Consider the following 18,819-nt stretch of genomic DNA (forward strand, 5'->3'; position numbering starts at 1 on the left):
ATTGGAGTTTATTTCAATGTTTAATACCCTTACTTCCAAGCTGGTCATCATGCTGGTGTCAATATTGTGTCTATTCACCCAGCTTGGTTGCGCCACAACTGAACGTCAAGCTAACAAGCCCAATGTTATCTACATAATCGTTGATGATTTGGGTATTGGTGATATCGAACCTTACGGCCAACAAAAAATTCGCACGCCCAACCTACAGAAATTGGCGCATCAAGGGCTACTATTTACCCAACATTATGCAGGCAGTACAGTGTGTGCTCCATCACGAGCGGCGTTAATGACTGGCTTGCATTCAGGCCATAACCAAATACGCGGCAACTTTGAGCTAGGTGATTTTACCGACGAACGAGAATACGGACAAATGCCATTAAAACCTGGCACCACCACGCTGGGCACTGTCATGCAAAAAGCAGGTTATCACACAGCTCTCATTGGCAAGTGGGGGTTAGGTGGACCAAATTCATATGGTGTTCCAACCAAACAAGGCTTTGATTACTTTTTTGGTTACCTTGACCAAAAACAAGCGCATAATCACTACCCAACCCATTTATGGAAAAATGAGCAATGGTTTGGGCTAGATAATGAGTTTGTTCATCCGCATCAGTCATTGCCAGAAGGCGTCGACCCTAACGACCCTGCAAGCTACCAAGCGTATTTACGAGAAGACTTTGCTCAAGAACGTTTGACTCAAGATGCGCTCAGGTACATCAAAGAGCATAAGAATAAACCATTCTTTTTGTATCTAGCATATGCAGGCCCACATGCTGCTTTGCAAGCACCTGAGGAAGCTATAGACCAATATGATTTTGAAGAAACGCCTTATGGTGTCAACTCATCCTATTTACCACAAAGAAGACCGCGAGCGGCCCGTGCTGCAATGATCAGCCATATAGATCAAGGTGTGGGTCAAGTAACCGCATTATTAAAAGAGCTAAACATTGACGACAACACACTCGTTATCTTTACCAGCGACAATGGACCAAGCCCTGAAGGTGGCGCTGATATGGAATTCTTTGACAGCAACGCTGAGTTTAGAGGTTACAAACGTGACTTATATGAAGGCGGTATTCGCATGCCAACTATCGCTCGTTGGCCTGGTAAAATTGCCGCAGGCAAAACAACTGATCATGTCAGTGCATTTTGGGATGTTTTACCGACTTTGGCCGATCTCGCTCAAGTAAAATTAAAAACTCCAACCGACGGTATCTCATTTTTACCAACACTATTAGATCAAACTAACCAGCCAAAACACCAAAGCTTATATTGGGAGTTCCACCGCAAGAATGGCTACCATTCACAAGCGGTTCGCATTCGCGATGAGCAAAATGGTGATTGGAAAGCCGTACGTTTCTATAATACTAAACAGGGTGCAATATCACCTGTTGAGCTATACAACTTAAAACTCGATCCGTCGGAGACAAACAATGTTGCGGCAAAATATCCACAGATCGTTGCTAAAGCAGAACAGCTGATGGATTCTTCTCGCACGCGCTCTTTTATCGACGAGTGGAATTTTGACTACAACCGCGAGTAAAATTTGCAAATAACATTCTGATGGCGTCTACTAACCTTATTGACATTCAATGTTTCAATAAAGTTAATTAGACGCCATGAATAACCAAACCAAAGTGACAAATCTAGCCGAGCTTGCTCAACTAGCAGACTACTCACTGCTTGACTTTCTATCCGCCGATCCTGATTCAACAGATTCAGGTGAAGATCACCAACCACGTGAAGTTTTTTCTGGCCATTATGTGCCAGTAAAACCCACACCGCTGGCCAATCCTGAGTATATTGCACATAGCGCTACTTTGTTTGAAGAACTCGGTTTTGATGAGGCATTAGCGCAAGATCCAGGTTTTGCTCAGCTATTTAGCGGTGATGTATCACAACTCCCAGCACCCATGCGAAAAATAGGCTGGGCTACTGGCTATGCGCTGTCAATTTATGGCACTGAGTACATTCAGCAGTGTCCATTTAGAACTGGCAATGGTTATGGTGACGGTCGTGCAATATCGGTACTTGAATTGGTCACGCGCAACCAACGTTGGGAAATGCAGCTAAAAGGTGCAGGTCGAACTCCTTATTGCCGTGGAGGCGATGGCCGTGCGGTGTTACGCTCTAGTGTCAGAGAATTTTTAGCCCAAGAGCATATGCACGCATTGGGTATACCAACGTCTCGTTCACTCAGTTTGTATGTATCGAAAACAGAACAAGTCGACCGCCCTTGGTACTTTGCCGATTCACAATCCATCGATCCTGAAACCATGGTTGCAAATCCAGTCGCCATTTCAACCCGAGTTGCACCCTCGTTTTTGCGCGTTGGCCAATTAGAGTTATTTGCGCGCCGAGCTCTGGTAAACGAGCATGATAATGCGCTAAAAGAACTGGAACAAATCGTCTTACATCTAATTGACCGTGAATATCATACACAAATAAGTCCCGAATTAGCTTTGGCAGATAAAGTTATCCAGCTTGCGACAGCGTTTCGCAATCGACTTACAGACTTAATTGCAAATTGGCTGAGGGTTGGTTTTTGTCAAGGAAACTTCAACAGTGACAACTGTGCTGCAGGCGGCTACACCCTAGATTATGGCCCTTTTGGTTTTTGTGAGTTATTTGAGCCTATGTTTCAACCCTGGACTGGTGGAGGTCGACATTTTGCTTTTTTAAATCAGCCATATGCAGCAGAGGCAAACTACAAAATGTTTTGCCGAAGCTTAGAACCACTGTTGCAATCAACCCCTGAAGCATTGGCGCAACTTGAACAAATTTGTGCTGAGTTCAAACCGATAATGCAACAAAAATTAGAAAAAATGTGGTCACAAAAGCTCGGATTAGCGCAATACAATTCAGAATTGTTAATTGAACTGCTGCAACTTATGGTGAAGACGTCGGTCGACTACAATATGTTTTTCCGCCAACTGTCGCAAGTGCCGCAAGATATCTCAAGTTTGGAAATAAGCTTTTACCAATCCGCAACCGCAGAACTTAAACAACAATGGATTAATTGGCTAGAGAAATGGCAAATTCAAACAAAAGTAGCGGCCGAACCAACTGTGTTGAGTGCGCATATGAAGGGCATTAACCCTAAATACACTTGGCGGGAGTGGTTAGTTGTGCCGGCCTATCAACAAGCTGAGTCAGGTGACTACAGCTTAATAAGCAAATTGCAGCAAGTGTTAACTAACCCATACGATGAACAAGCCGAAGAGATTGAAAAGCAATTCTACCGATTAAGACCAACAGAACTATTTGGCATAGGCGGGATCAGCCACTATAGCTGTTCCTCATAAAGACCACATTTGAACATTTATGATTATTTGTGAAAACCTTTGTAAAAACGTGATAGAATAGTTGCAAGTTAGGGTCAGTCCCTAAAACAATCAAGTAACAAAGGTAGTCATACAATGATCATTAAGAGTAACGCTTCTCCGCGCTTAAATAAAATACTCGCCAGTTGTGGCGCAGGTTTATTTTTGATGACAGCCGCAGTCTCAAACGCTGCGGTTACTTTAGAATCGTCCACCAAAATTGCCGACAATGCTCTACACTTTGATGGTACAGATATAGACGGTGCTGGTTTAAGCACCTCACAAATGAAAACGGATAGCCAATACCACTACAAATTTGGTCGCAGCATATCTGCGCATGGTGATTCGGTAAAGACATACAAACACTACGTATTTATGACTTGGTATCGCGGCGGGAAAGACGACCGTCACGTCATGCTAACACGTTACAACAGCAAAACAGGCAGTATCAAGACCATTGAATTTCCTCATCAACACAACGGTTTTCAGGGCAACTGGTGGATAGGTGAATCGCACAATACAATTGGTTTAGCTATTAGCCCCAAAAATGGCACCATTCATATGGTGTACGATTTACATGCTTATGATGACACCAGTGTGTACGACAACCCTTCACAAGCAAAATTTGATGACGATAGATTCAAAGACGATTTCTTTCGTTATAGCTATAGCGTACCTGGCGCAGCTGAAGCGCCCGATGAGGAATTTACCTTAGAAAAACAGTTTGTCAAAGACACCAGTGAAGTAAGCGAAGGTCCGAATGATTACAAGCATTTAACCATGACAGGTGATTTGGCTGATAAAAGAAACTTTGCCTCTCTCACATACCCCAAGTTTTATGAAACACCAGATGGTGAGCTCCTGCTATACATGCGTTGGGGGGGCAATAACAATGGCGCATACTATTTTAATAAATACGATTCGGCTACACAAAAGTGGAGTACATTTACGCCGTTTAACTACAGAACCCAAAAAAGCCATGGTAATGCATACAACTGGGGTTTGTACGGATTTATGAAGTATATTAACGGCAAACTTCGCGTCGGCTTTCAGCAACGTAGCAGTAATAACAACGACAAATACTTGTACCAAAATGGGATCTATTACGCGTATTCAGATCACCCTGATGGGTTAGGTGACTGGAAAAATCACAAAGGCGAAGACATGACATGGCCTTTGGTAGACTCTGATGAAATTTTTGTTTATGAACCAGGCAACTTAGTTGAAACTGAACAAGCGAACAAAGTACGTATTGTCGATGGTTTCGATTGGACAGTCACCGCTAAAGGCGATATTCACTTTATTCATAAAACCAAAGATCTTGAAAACAATAAAACCGTTTATGGACATACCTACAAACCAGCGGGTGCCAGCGAGTTTATAACCTCTACCGACTTTGCCGGTGCATCGAACATTTATACATCTGGTAATGACATATACATAATTGGCCTGAGCAATTCGAAACCGTATGTGGAAGTTGCTAAAGGCGGCACCAACGAGTTTACCCGAGTGTATGAGGCAACATCAGGTAATTTTCAACATGGGGTTGTCAATGTAAAAGATGGCAAAGTTTTTTACTACCTGATGGAAAATGGCTCGGGAGCCCAACGCCCCTTACATTTACAGGTGATTGACTTAGGTATAGAAAAAGCCACCGTAAGCTTTGATCAAACAGAACAAACTGTGATTGAAGGCTACCAAACTCTATCTATCTCTGCACAAGCGGTTGTGGAAGACTCATCTCGCACCATTGATAGTGTAGCCTTATACGTCAACGACGAGTTAGTTTCTACCTTAACCTCTGCGCCATATCAATGGTCAGAGCAAGACGCTAAACTGCAAACTTTACCAGTTGGCACACATACAGTAAAAGCAGTTACCATAGACAACACGGGTTTAACAGCTGAAGCATTTATGACTATAAATGTGGTAAAACCTGTACCTACAGTTGAATTTACACAATCGGAGATTACCCTAGACACTGGCTACACAGACGTCAATGTCGCTGTAGAAGCAGCCACTCCCGATGCGCAACGCAGTATTACCAATGTCAGCTTGTACATAGACGACCAACTCGTTTCAATTGACGATGAAAAACCTTACCAATGGACTCAAACAAATAGCGCATTAACCAATTTAAGCGCGGGTGACTATACTTTAAAAGCAGTCGTAACAGATAGCAACGGCGACACCGCGCAAGCAAGTATCCCGCTAAAAGTCATGGAATCAAAACCAATTGTTAGCTTCCAGCAAAGTAATCTAAACCTTGAAGAAGGATATAGCAGCTTGTCTGTTAGTGCGGTGGCTAGCTCACCAGTCGCAACACGCGAAATCAGTCAAGTAGCATTGTATGTCAACGACCAATTAATTCGTAGCGACACCACAGCGCCTTACAATTGGGGGCATACTACAGCTTTCCAACAAGAGCTGCTAAATTTGCCAGTTGGTACTCATACACTCAAAGCAATTGCAACTGATAACCAAGGGCAAACTGGGCAAGCAAGCATTACGCTTACAGTGACAGCAAAAGCAAACGATAATGACAATTCAAACAATGATGGCACACCTCAAGAACCCGAAAGTGAGTCATCGGGTGGCACACCAACGCCACTATTGATGTTAATCTTGATATTAGCGGCGATACGCAAAAAGTATCGATAACAGCTAAACCAAGCGAGGTAAAAGAGCACCCCATCGATGCTCTTTTATTGAAATAGGTGTCAATTTTATTTAAACAAGGGAACAATTTATGAAGCTAAATATCGTCGCTGCAGCTAGTTTAGCCATGTCACTTACAGTGCTTACCGCATGTAGTACAACACCAGATCAAGCAGCCAAGCAGCAATGGGTAAATTTATTCAATGGCGAAAACTTAGATGGCTGGACCATAAAATTCAAAAACAAGCCGGTTGGTGAAAACTACAACAACACCTTTAGAGTAGAAAATGGCTTGCTCACCGTCAATTATGACAATTGGCAAGCAGATGAAGCTGGACTATTTGGCCATATCTTTACCAATAGTGTCTATTCCGACTACAGAATTCGAGTTGAATACCGCTTTATTGGCGAACAACTGACCGACAACCCAAAACTTGCTTGGGCATACCGAAATAACGGCGTTATGTTGCATTCTCAATCACCGCAAAGCATGGAATTAGACCAAGCTTTTCCAATATCAGGTGAATCGCAGTTATTAGGCGGTGACGGCAATAACCCACGCAACACTGGCAACTTCTGTTCACCTGGCACCAATATCGTTAAAGATGGCCAGTTGATAACTAAACACTGCATTAAATCAAATTCAGCGACTTTCCACGGTGAACAGTGGGTCTGGTTTGAAGCAGAGGTTCATAGTTCAGGCAAAGTAAAACACTTTATAAACGGCGAATTAGTACTCGAGTACGACGAGTTACAAATCGATCCAACCGATCCTCTCGGCGCTAAATGGCTGCAAGCAGGCAACCCACTCAAGCTCACAGCAGGCCACATCGCATTGCAAGCTGAAACACACCCCACCCAGTTCAGAACAATACAAATTCAGCCACTTAACTAGTCAGTAATGTTTAAAGGTATCAATATTTCAGCTTGATGCCTTTTCCTAATAACGAACTGTTAATACCGTTAATTAGGAATAAAAATGAAAAATTCTAATCTATTCGCGAAATTACTCGCGGTGGTCCTGATATTTTTATCGAACCCAACCCTGGCTGTAGAATGGACAGCAGAGTGGATTTGGAGTAAAGAACGATTTACCGACCCTAACTCGTGGGTAGTCATACGTAAAGAAGTTAACTTAGAATCAGTAGGACAAAATAGTACCGCCTACATCAGTGCTGACACTAAATATTGGTTATGGATAAATGGTCAACTAGTGGTGTTTGAAGGAAGTTACACTGGTGGACCGAGCCCAGTTAAACCATCACCACGAGTCGATTTTTACCCAATTGCTTCGAATAAATATTACGACCAAGTGGATATTGGCCGTTACTTAAAAAAAGGTAAAAATACCATTGCTGCATTGGCTTGGTACTATGGCGATAACGGACAAAAAGGTACCTACATATCGTCAAATACAGGAGGTTTTATTTTCCAAGCTCACGTAGGTGATAACGTTATTGCAACTGACAGTTCTTGGAAGGTTCTGCCCCACCCTGCTTACGACAAAAAAGTAATCAAAAAATCACCATACCGAGTCGCCGCTTGGAGTGTTAAATACGACGCAAGAAAAGACCTAAACGACTGGAGTAATAAAGCTTGGTACATGCCGGGTTATGATGACTCAGACTGGCAAACCCCGAGAATAAAACGCCAACCACCTCGCCCACCATTTTTTGGGCTGTATCCCAGCGAAATTCCGCCACTTAACAACTATGGTTTAGCCAATTGTGAGAATTACCCCGAAAGTAAGTTTCCATTTATCAGCGATGGAAAAACCATAAAGTGTAAACTCGACTTCAATAAGAACTTCACCCCTTACTTCGACATAGAAGCCAAAGCAGGCCAACAGATTCATATTAAATCGAATATGCGCCTAAATACCATTGAGACCTTCTATACGACTAAAGCAGGTCGTCAACAGTTCGAATCTTATTCTTGGTTAAACGGCCGTATCATAGAATATCGCATTCCGAAAGGGGTAAAAGTGCATGGATTGAAATACCGCTGGACAGGTGTAGGAACCACGCCTGGTCACTTCGAGGCTGATGATGCGTGGTATAGCCGCATTTGGCAAATGGCTGAAAATACGCTTTACATATGCGCGCGGGACAACTTTATGGATACGCCAGATAGAGAGCGCGGTTTATGGATTGGCGATGTGGCCGACCAAGCCAGCTACCTATTTTATTCTATGGACAAACCGGGACGCGATTTACTTAAAAAAGCAATCAAAGTTACTCTAGCATTCAGTGATTCAGAGTCTGGTATTTTTGCCGGTTTAGGTCCTGGTCGTTTTAGAGAATTACCAGCACAAAGCCTGCAGTTTATTGAGCAAGGTATTTGGCATTATTACTACAATACAGGTGATTTAGAAACGCTGAAATTTGCATACCCTTACGTCCACAGATATTTAACCTTGTGGGGCATAAAAGACAACGGATTAGCAACCTTTAGAACAGGTGATTGGAAATGGACAGATTGGGGGCCGCAAGACACCATTGACTATGATGTTATCCAAAATGCTCTCTATTATAGTGCGCTAGTATCAGCACGAAAAATGGCAAAAGCTGTCGGCGACTATACTCATATAGGCTTATACTCTCACCGAATAAACTCAATTAAACAGGCTTACCAAAAACACTATTGGCAAAATGGTTATTTTAGTAGTAACCCAAACAAATTTAAGGACGACCGTGCCAATGCAATCGCGATATTATTTGGGTTAGCCAAACCTGAACAATACCAACAAATCGTAGATAATGTTTTAATTCCAAACCATTTTGCAAGCCCACATTTTGAGTGGATGGTATACAACGCTATGGCAATAGCTGGCAGATACGAAGATGCACTGCAACGGATGAAAACTCGTTACGCTAAGCAAGTTGATAATCAGGCCTTATCTACTCTTGCCGAATATCTACCTAGCGGTGGGACTGAAAATCACGCGTGGAATGCGCCTAGTACGGTACTTAGCCAACATATTGCGGGTATCGCGCCGACCTCTGTCGCATGGGAAAGCTATCAAGTCATGCCAAATATGGCGCATTTTAAACGGGTTAAGCAATTCGTTCCAAGCGTTCAAGGTGATATTGATTTTGAAATACAGCGAGACCAGCAAACAGTAAAAATTGAAATTGATTCTCCAGAAAACACCACTGCAATAATAGGAGTTCCCAAGCAATACTTTGCAATTCAAACCATCATGGTTAATGGCAAAAAATTATGGGAAAACGGCCAATTGACAGCATCCATTTCTGGCATCAAGTTGGCCGGTGAAGACAACAAATACGTTAAGTTTGAAGTTCAGCCTGGCCACTGGTTGGTCACAGCTCAACGATAAATTTACTTGAGCTCAATCCAGTTCAAATAGAGGCATTTTTATGCCTCTATTCTGAATCAACGAAATTTTACCTCCTAAGAGACCAATATGAGATTAGGCAAGATTACCATTCTCTTTTTTCAATCTTTAGGGGGTATCAATCCCCCTGTTGCTCACCTTATCTAATAGATCCTATCGACAATCGTTGAATTTAATAAAAATAGAATAAATAACAAAGGGAAGCTTATGAATATAATCACAAAGAACCATAAAAAAACGCATAAATGGACAAAAATACTCACAGCCCTTAGCTTGCTAGGTTTATCTACCGCCAACAGTTTTGCCGCTGTGACGCTAGAAACTGATATCAAAGTAACCGACCAAGGTTTATATTTTGATGGTGAAAAAAAGTCGGTAACTCAAGCAAGAAATTCGAGTTATGTTGAAGGGCAAAAAATGGATTATGCCTATGGCCGCTCGATAGTACCGCATGGAGATGCCATTAAAGTATATAAAGATTATGTATTTATGACTTGGTACCGGGGCGGCATTTTAGACCGCCACATGATGTTAACCCGTTATAACATGAAAACCGGAAAAAAAGTCGATATCGAGTTCCCGCATCAACATACAGGTTTTGAAGGTCGTTGGTGGATTGGTGAAACCCACAATGTAATATCGGTAGCGATTAGCCCAAAAGATGAAACCATTCATTTATTGTTTGATATGCATGCTTATACCCCAGGCAAAGACACTGGCGGCAACGGCAGCTTTAAAAATGACTACTTCCGCTACGCTTATTCTGTTGAGGGTGCTGCCACGGTTGCAGATGATGACTTTACCCTCGCACAATTTGTAAAAGATACCAGCGCAACCAGCGAAGGTGCTAATGATTATAATCATGTGACAATGACAGGAATCAGAAATGATGCTGCTTTTGGTCGTTTAAGCTATCCAAATTTTTTCCAAAATGATCAAGGCGATTTATTTTTACATATGCGTCAAGGCTCCTCGCATGATGGGCGAATTGTTTTTAACAAATATGAGCCCGAACAAAAAAAATGGGGCAGCTTCAAAAGCTTAAACGTGCTTGGCGCAGGCAATAAAGGAGATGTAAAAAATTGGAGCATTTATGGCATCATCAAATATCAAGACGGTAAAATTCGAGTGGGCTTCCAACGACGTTTAAACAGGCCGGATAAATTTTACGCTAATGAAGGCATGTACTACGCCTACTCAGACGACCCGACCGGTGCAACTGATTGGAAAAATTACCAAGGTGAATCAATCGATATCCCATTTGTTGCGCCAGACGATGCGCTCGTTTTTGATCAAAGTACACTGATCCCTCATGCGACCGATAAAGACCAAGTCAGTATTACAGGAGGATTTGATTGGGCTGTAACCGACAATGGTGATGTTCACATGATTGGCCGAGTCAGTGAGCGAGTAAACAACAAAAATGTTCAAACCATTTACTCCCACCATTATCAAGTAGGCGGAAAAGGTGAGTTTATTCACAAGACTGACTTCCCAAATGCAGCAGAAATTTATGCAGCAGGCAACAATATTTATATTATTGGGCTAGAAGATGGTCGCCCATTTATTGAACAAGCGAAAGGCGGCACGAATGACTTTACCCGCGTTTACCATGCACCGACGGACAGCATGAAATTCCAAAAAGGTGTTGTTTATATTCATCAGGGTAAGGTCTACTACTACCTACTCAAAGCAGGCGGTACAGGCGATAGCCGTACAACACACCTTCAAGTCATCGACTTAGACATTCAACCCGAAGGGCCTGAAAACTATGCATACGCGGCAAAAGAGGGAGAATCAGTTGCAGTGGCAGGCACAATGGATATCGCTTTTGGTGCCGATGGCAACTTTACCTACTTGACCAATCAAACCCAAAACCTGACTTGTGATGCGGCAACCTTTTCTGTACCTGACTCTGATGTTAAAGCAGCTTGTTTTACCTTAGACGTTACCCCAAATATTGATTTTGCGAATGATTTAGCCCTTCTAGAAGGTTATGACAGGGTTAATGTTACCGTGAATGCGTCAGTTGCGCCTACGCGTACAATACATAGTGTCGATTTATACTATGGCGACCAGCTTATATCTAGTGATGACAGCGCACCTTTCCAGTGGAGCGAAACATCGTCTCAATTAGCCAATTTAGCAGTAGGTTCCCATTCGTTAAAAGCTGTTATTACCGACAGCGAAGGCTTAACGGCCGAAGTTACCAAACAACTTACAGTAGCCGATGGTAAACCGAGTATTAGTATCAAACAGTCACCGACAAACTTAAAAGAAGGCTACCCTAACTTGATGTTAACCGCGAGTGCAACCTCACCAGACCCTAGCCGCGACATTAAACAAGTGGCGTTATATTTAGGCTCTGATTTAGTTTCTGTCGACAGTCAAGCGCCGTATCAATGGACTCAAGCTGAAACGAAATTAGCCTCATTGCAAGCTGGAGAGTACATAGCTAAAACGGTTGTTACTGATAATGCTGATTTAACCAATGAAGCTGAAATAAAATTTACAGTCGCTCAGGCAACACCTAAACCAACGGATGATGATAAACCAGCTAAGGATGATACAGCTTCAAGTGGTGGGGGTTCGACCTCCGGATGGGTGATTTCACTATTGGCTTTACTTGCACTGCGCAGAAAGTCGCAATAGTTACCTGATACTTACACAACAAGAAAAAGGAGCGAATTTCGCTCCTTTTTAAAATGTGTTTAAGTTAGTGATTATCTAGTTGCTTGCATCTTTGGCAAAATAACCTGGGGCTACATCGTAATAATTAGCGTCAGCAGCCTCTACATGACGGATTTCGTCCATATACATAATTACATCATGTTCGCGGTCTGCGGCGCGGCTACCAGTGACATACCAACCCCAAGATGGATACAAACCTTTGTCATCATTGTATCCAATTTTGATATCTGTACGTTCAACCAATTGCACACCATCAACCCACATTTTAATAAAGCCTTTTTCTTCAAATGGGTTTGAATGTATTTGTAGGACAATATCAACCCAGCGGTTTTGATACTCACTAAAATTAAGCGGTACATCAAACTTGTCACGTCCTTGACCACGCACTTCAGTGGCAAATTTTCTGTCATCCCAGCCGTAACCAATTCTAAAGCCTCCAGAGGAAATGGTTAAAGCTACAGGCGGGTTTCGGCCCGGTTCTTTTTTACCATCGACTGTATCGGGTGCGCCGTGTAATTGAAAAATAAGTGGGTCTTCGCTGGCATTTAAAATTGTGCCATCACTTGGAAAATATACACTAAAACCATACCAAGCTGTGGCAATATTGCTGCTAACATTTTTGCCATGAAACATCGCTTTGCGGTCAACATTGTCTATTTTATTGGCATCGCCATTCCATTTACCAGGGTCGCCATGTTTCCAATGAAGTTTGGCAGAATAATTGCCTACGCGCGTAATGGTGTTTTCAGCGGTAAATGAATGCGGGCCTTGCAACTGTATAAAACGAAAATTCTTAGTAAGCGTATTGTCATACCCCGGAGTGTAAGTACTAGTTGAGAGCGTTCCCGCATTCCAACCACCCCCTTCAAACCCTTCATTGGTTTTTGCGCTATTACGTACAATAGGGTTATTACCCACTACGCTAGCACCTACTGGGTAATTAACGCCACCAGCAATGCCATCTGATTTAGCGACAATAGCTGCAGTATTTTCTGAGATGACATTTTCAGCATAACCATCAGCATCAATATAAACCGCTTTTACATGCAGGCTTTTGCCAATGTCATCAGCAACCAAGGTGTAACTCGCTTGATTATTACCGTCTACCAAAGCATCGTTAAGATACCAGTAATAATCAACCTCGCCGTCAATGCTATTGGCATCATTTATATGGGCAAAAATACGATTACCGACAACCAATTTCGCACTTTCATTTACATCGTCTTCACTACCAGCCAAGGTTAATAAGCCAAAGCTGTTGTCGATAACCGCCACAGCTATGCTGGCATCAGACTGAGGGTTTTCAGTAAAACCATCATCATCTTTATAATTAGCCTTCACCGAGATCTTCTTGCCAACTAAGTTTCGGCTCAGTAACAATTTATCGTCAGTTTGCCCCGCCAGTGCTTGATTATCTGCATACCAAGCATAACTGACCTGACTATTGTTAAAGCCATTTTCATCTATCAGTTGAGCTTGCAAGGTTTGCCCTTGTTTAACGGTACCAGTTAATTTAATTGCACCTGCGATATTGGTTACTGGTACTTCAGTTTTGGGGTCAGAAGGTGACTTGTCTTGGTTATTATTTTGGGTTGATGCGCCGTCTCCCCCACCGCCACATGCAGACAACGCCAGTACTAGCGCTGAACAAATTAGTTTCTTTTTGTACATGTATTAACCTTTATTATGTTATTGATAGTTCAATTTAATCTTGTGATGACCACTGCTTAATCCGGTTATTTCAATGCCCGTTGGCAACATTTTGTAATCAACATTTTGTTGATTAACCTGCAAAGCTGTGACGGTGCGCTGTGGCTGCCACGGCAATATGACAGTCGCTTGCGTATTGCCTGGTATACTGAGTTCAAGTTCAAATGACTTGCCCAATGTTTGCTCAATAGCAACCCTAACAGGCCCTCTAATCGTTGGGACTGTGCCTGAAACTTGTGCCAAGGTGCTTGGCTGTGGCGCGATGATTAATTGCTTAAACCCAGCTGTTTGTGGTCTAACCCCCAAAAGGAAACGACCCACTATATTGCCAGGTACAGCGCCCCAAGCATGATTCCAATCTTGATTAGGTTTGAACTTATCGTCCCAAGCTTCCATGGTGATTGTCGAGCCCTGACGGATCATGTTGTACCAACTTCGGAGCTCTGTTGATGTTAATAAACTCAGGGCGTAGTCAGCTTCCGCATTTAAATACAGAGCCTCCATTAAATATTGAGCAAAATAGACGCTAACCGCCATCCCCTTTTGTTTAATAAATTTAAGTATTTTGGGCTTTTTATCGTTTGGTACCAGGCCAAATGCAAGTGGCAGAATATTGGCGTGTACGGCACTATGATTACTCCCGACTCCATCAATATATAAGCCTGTAGTAGGATTAAATAATTGCTGATTAAATGCCTGATAAACTCGCTGTGCTTTTTGTTTAAACTCAAGGTGCTCTTGCATTAAACCTAGCGCTTTTGCCATATCAGCCATTTGCTTTAAATTTAAGTAATAAAATGCATTCACCACTGTATTCACTGGCCGCATATCATAGTTGTCGCGTTCGTTGGGTGGCCAGTCAACTAAATCGCCTAGCTGTTTTTTGGGAATTCTTTTCGGAAAAGTCGTTAATAGCCCTAAATCATTTTCATATTGGCTTAATAGTTTTTGTGCTTTTAGTTGCGGATAAAAAACACGCAAAGATTCAAGGTCGCCCGTGTGCATCCAATCTACCCAGGCCATCATAATTGAGTGCTGTTTCCATTCGGTTGGCCAAGTCGAATTTGCCATTAAGTATTCGTGTGAATGTCGGGCTAAACTGAATTCATCGTCGACATAATAGTGTGATAACTGGTTGATGTACGCGTCCGCTTCGTATGGTATGCGCTCGCGATCACCATCAACATAAACACCAGCAAAACTGGTAGCTTTCATGCTGTATTTACACAGTTGCCAAATTTGGTTTAACACAGAATCAGAAGAGGAAAAGCTAGATTGATAGGCATCAAACGGATAGTGCAGCATAATTAAGTTGGCTTTTATATCCGATAAATTAAGTCCGTTTGCATCAATCTCAATAAATCTAAATGGTGCTATCCGTCCAAACCTTGCTGGAATAGGAATGGCAACTTCAGGTTTAGTATTGCGTTTGTCGCGCGGTGGATGCACGCTATACACATCAGCTTGAGCATTTATCTGCAATGGTACTTTGTAATACCGAACACTGGTGCCCTTGTGCATTTTTGTAATAATGCCTTTGTTATCGCCATCGGCGATACCCCGCTCAGCAAAATGTACATCAATTTGCCCGGCTTTATCACTGGTTAATCCCAGCTCTAAATAGCCAAATGCGACTTTACCAAAGTCTATTAAATACCGTCCTGAAGGAAGCTTTTCGATAAAAGCCGGTTCAATCACAGATACTTGAGTATCATGTGTGCTAGCCAATTCACTTTGTTTGGCGGCAACGGTAAAGCGCTGGGGGGCTGACCAACTGCTCTCGTATTCTACAGGTTGCAATTGCCTCGCTTGCTCGGTCGCTTTGCGGCTCCATACTTTAACTCGCCATTGATATGCATGTTTTGGTTTTAACTTAACGCTAAACAAGCTATTCGCGACAGATTGGCTGCTAGCAACTTTGCCCGAGTCCCATACAAAATTGGGTTGTTCCGCGTCAAAGCGATCTACCGCATCAATTATTTGAATTTGGTAAGCGGTTTGTTCAGAAAATTCCGGCAAACTTGCCAATTGCCAAGAAAATTCGGGCAAAAGATCGTTTACCTTGTCAACGACATTGCCTTTTAACAACTCGACTCTCAGTTGACTTGGCGCCACATCCAGCGCAATTGCTTTAGCTTGATTGTCAGCGGGTTTAAGTGGAATTTTAACTGTGTAATTGCCCGCCAAATAAAGCTTATCGGCTTGGTTTGGCAACTTAACCACAGCGGATGTGTTATTTGGTACAGAAAAACGCCAAATAATTTCGTTACCTTTTTTTAGCCAATGACTTTTGATAATGCCATAACCAGTTTGATAACTGACATTTGCTTCAGTAAGCCCAGTTGGAAAAACAGGTGCTAGTTCAAAGTTTTGAAAACCAACGCTGTCTTCTTTTGGCCTGATACCACCTATACCTTCATAAAACCAGCCATCGTAACCACTATGAAAAGGGTGATTAAGCGAATTGATTGGCCCATGACCTGCCTCCGGATCAAACTGCCCTTTACGCTCCCATAAGGTGGTACCTTTTAGTTCATTGAATAAATAATCAAACCCTGGGTAACCTTTGGCTTTAAAAATATTAAACGCGGTATCAGCATAACCATAATCACTCAATGCTCGATAAAGATAAGTTTGGCCTAATGCCCCAACAGAATAGTGACCGTGCCAATTTTCTAAAACATCTTTATTCAGCGCAGCCGCCACAGACTGGCGTAAAGCAACCGGTACGATACCAAATCGTAGCGCCATGGCATCGGCTGTTTGACTGCCATAATGGCCCGTTACGGGGTCATACAGGGTGTTGTGAAAACTGTTTTTGATATTGTTAAATAATGCGCTAAAGCGCTCGGCATCGGCTTGTTTATTTAACACATCAGCAATTTTTGCCATTAAATCAGAAGCATGTGCAAATAATGCACTGCTGGTGACTAAAGTGGAGGTTTGTTGTGGTCGGCCTCGTCCACCCACTCTTGGCACGCCTGGAGCAGGTACAGGATCGCACCAATCACCAAAACCATTAGTGGTTAAGTAGTCAGTTAACTGGGTTTCACCGTACGCCATATACTCAAGCAAACTTGTGTATTGCTCTTGCAGTGTTTGTTTATCACCATGATGGCGATAATTTTCCCATGCTATTAATACTTCCGCCGCGGCCCAATCCACTTTTTCACCTAAAGTTCGTTTGCCAGGTACCACTGCAGGCGCGACATATTTTGCTGTTTGAAAATCGCGTAAATATTTACGCCAAAAGTTTTCCATATCAAAGTTATAGTTGCCGGTGATCAACGCTGCATGGGCATCGCCGGTCCAGCCTGCTTTTTCTCTAATCGGGCAGTCCAAAGGCACACTCATTAAATTACTTTCGTAACTCCATAGGGCCGTTTGATGAATTCGGTTAATCAAGGGATCAGATGAATCAAACTGGCCAACTCGCGTTACATCGCTGCGGATCAGTTTTGCAGTTAAATCTGTTAATTTGGGTGCTTGGCTCAACCCGCGTATCTCTACATAGCGAAAACCACGCCACGTAAACTTTGGCTGCCAATAGGTTTGATTAGCATGTTTTGCTGAATTGCTCGCAGCAACAAAACCATCAACCGCATTTAAATGTGTCGCGCCAGGACCGCCGCTAAGTTGGCTAATATTGCCATTGTTATCAGCCCATTCGGCATAACGTAAATAAATGGCCTGCCCTGCTGCTAAATTCAATGACTGAATATTTAAACTGGGTTGCCCAGTAAAGTTTTGACCAAAGTCCCACACCCATACCCCTTTCTCAGGGTTGAGTAAGGCTATAGGTTTTAGCTGTTGTTGAGTTCGAATTGGCGCTTGTAATTGTGGCTCCAACACCTTAGTTGGCCATTTTTGCAGTACACTCACAGGCTGCCACTGGGTAATATTTTCCGGTTTTTTTGTGCTGTTCCAATTTTGAATGAACTGATTCTGGTCGAATAGCTCACCTGAAAATAAACCTTCTTTTAAAATATGTGACGGATGACTTTTCCAAGACTCATCGGTAAAAACGCTGGTTGTTGTTCCATCGGTAAAAGTGATATCTAATTGAGCAATAAACTTAGGTTGGCCATAAGATAAAGAAGGTTTTGTTTTACCTGTCGGCTTTTTGTCTGGGTTAACCCATAAACTAAACGCGATATTTTCATCGTACCAGCCACTGCCCAAATGCACTGCAATGGCATTTTCGCCCGAGCTTAAATACGACGCCACTAGGTCTGTGTTATACAGAATACGTTTATCAAAATCGGTTTGGCCAGGGTCCATTAACCTATTGCTAATTCGCTGACCATTAATGTATATCTCGTAATACCCAGCAGCTGTGCTGTGTAATCTTGCGCTTTTAACCTGTTTATTAAGGGAGAAAGAATGCCTAAATAGGCTGGCTGTCGGCTGATTTTCCAGTTTATCGATAGCCGGTTTACTGATGCGGCCGACTTTATTAACTACCGAGCCAGCCCAATCAATCCATTGTGCTACCGCACCTTGTGGTTTTGCGATAGTCGGCGCTGCAGCTTTTATCCATTTTGCTTGCCAATCCGATGCGTTTAATAAACCCATTTGCCAACTGCTGGCTTCACTCCATTGGGACGGCTTTGTATGGTGTTTTTGCCACACTCGTACACGCCAAAATACTTTTTGGTTTGTCGTTAATGGCAGTCCTTGATAATTAATATTAATGGATTGGCTTGATTCAACTTTACCGCTATCCCATAAATCTGCAGCACCTTGATTTAATAGTTTAATAGAAGTTGCTACCTGAACCTGATAAGCCGTTTGTTTTTGTACATTGGCGTGCCAAGATAACCGTGGGGTTTGATTATGAATATTGAGTGGTGTAACTAAACCTTCAGTAAGCAAATTTGTTGGATTATCAAACAAGATCTGTGCTGTTTGTTTACCTGACATTGGTTTACTTGGCAAAGTTAGGCAACCAAGCAAGGTTATTAAAAAAGGTAAAATCATTAAGTATTTATGCATAGCGAAAAGCCATAAAGTTGTGTTGCAAGTATTGAAATAAGTTAGCAAACAACAAACGAGCTTCACGGACGTGAAGCTCGTTTG

The 18,819-nt window shown here is 42.5% G+C and carries 8 protein-coding genes; 6 read left to right on the forward strand and 2 right to left on the reverse strand.

From position 1 onward, the window contains the following. Window positions 1-16: 16 nt before the first annotated feature. The 6 genes from DS2_RS07830 to DS2_RS07855 all read left to right on the forward strand — a co-directional run bounded on the left by DS2_RS07830 (window position 17) and on the right by DS2_RS07855 (window position 11,991). Window positions 17-1,543, forward strand: a complete 1,527-nt coding sequence (locus tag DS2_RS07830) for an arylsulfatase (protein WP_035014163.1) — start codon at window positions 17-19, stop codon at window positions 1,541-1,543. A gap of 76 nt (window positions 1,544-1,619) precedes the next feature. After that, complete coding sequence (locus DS2_RS07835) at window positions 1,620-3,305, forward strand: protein adenylyltransferase SelO (protein WP_035014164.1); 1,686 nt, start codon at window positions 1,620-1,622, stop codon at window positions 3,303-3,305. A gap of 114 nt (window positions 3,306-3,419) precedes the next feature. Then, the gene (locus DS2_RS07840) at window positions 3,420-5,984 is read left to right on the forward strand and encodes an Ig-like domain-containing protein (RefSeq protein WP_051479722.1); all 2,565 of its coding nucleotides are present in this window, start codon (window positions 3,420-3,422) and stop codon (window positions 5,982-5,984) included. An 88-nt stretch (window positions 5,985-6,072) separates the two neighbouring features. Further along, complete coding sequence (locus DS2_RS07845; RefSeq protein ID WP_035014165.1) at window positions 6,073-6,876, forward strand: 3-keto-disaccharide hydrolase; 804 nt, start codon at window positions 6,073-6,075, stop codon at window positions 6,874-6,876. 84 nt (window positions 6,877-6,960) lie between these two features. Then, complete coding sequence (locus DS2_RS07850) at window positions 6,961-9,321, forward strand: alpha-L-rhamnosidase N-terminal domain-containing protein (protein ID WP_035014167.1); 2,361 nt, start codon at window positions 6,961-6,963, stop codon at window positions 9,319-9,321. 225 nt (window positions 9,322-9,546) lie between these two features. Beyond that, on the forward strand, window positions 9,547-11,991 hold the full coding sequence (locus DS2_RS07855; RefSeq protein WP_051479723.1) for a BNR-4 repeat-containing protein: 2,445 nt from the start codon (window positions 9,547-9,549) through the stop codon (window positions 11,989-11,991). A gap of 75 nt (window positions 11,992-12,066) precedes the next feature. On the opposite strand, the gene DS2_RS07860 is transcribed toward DS2_RS07855, so the two are convergent. Both DS2_RS07860 and DS2_RS20265 read right to left on the reverse strand, forming a co-directional pair. Further along, window positions 12,067-13,701 (reverse strand): heparin lyase I family protein, encoded by a 1,635-nt coding sequence (locus DS2_RS07860; protein ID WP_035014168.1) that lies wholly within the window; start codon window positions 13,699-13,701, stop codon window positions 12,067-12,069. Window positions 13,702-13,719: 18 nt separating this feature from the next. Further along, the gene (locus DS2_RS20265; RefSeq protein ID WP_081754225.1) at window positions 13,720-18,735 is read right to left on the reverse strand and encodes a family 78 glycoside hydrolase catalytic domain; all 5,016 of its coding nucleotides are present in this window, start codon (window positions 18,733-18,735) and stop codon (window positions 13,720-13,722) included. Window positions 18,736-18,819: the final 84 nt, after the last annotated feature.

Source organism: Catenovulum agarivorans DS-2 (assembly GCF_000568405.1).
GTDB classification, from domain to species: Bacteria; Pseudomonadota; Gammaproteobacteria; order Enterobacterales; family Alteromonadaceae; genus Catenovulum; species Catenovulum agarivorans_A.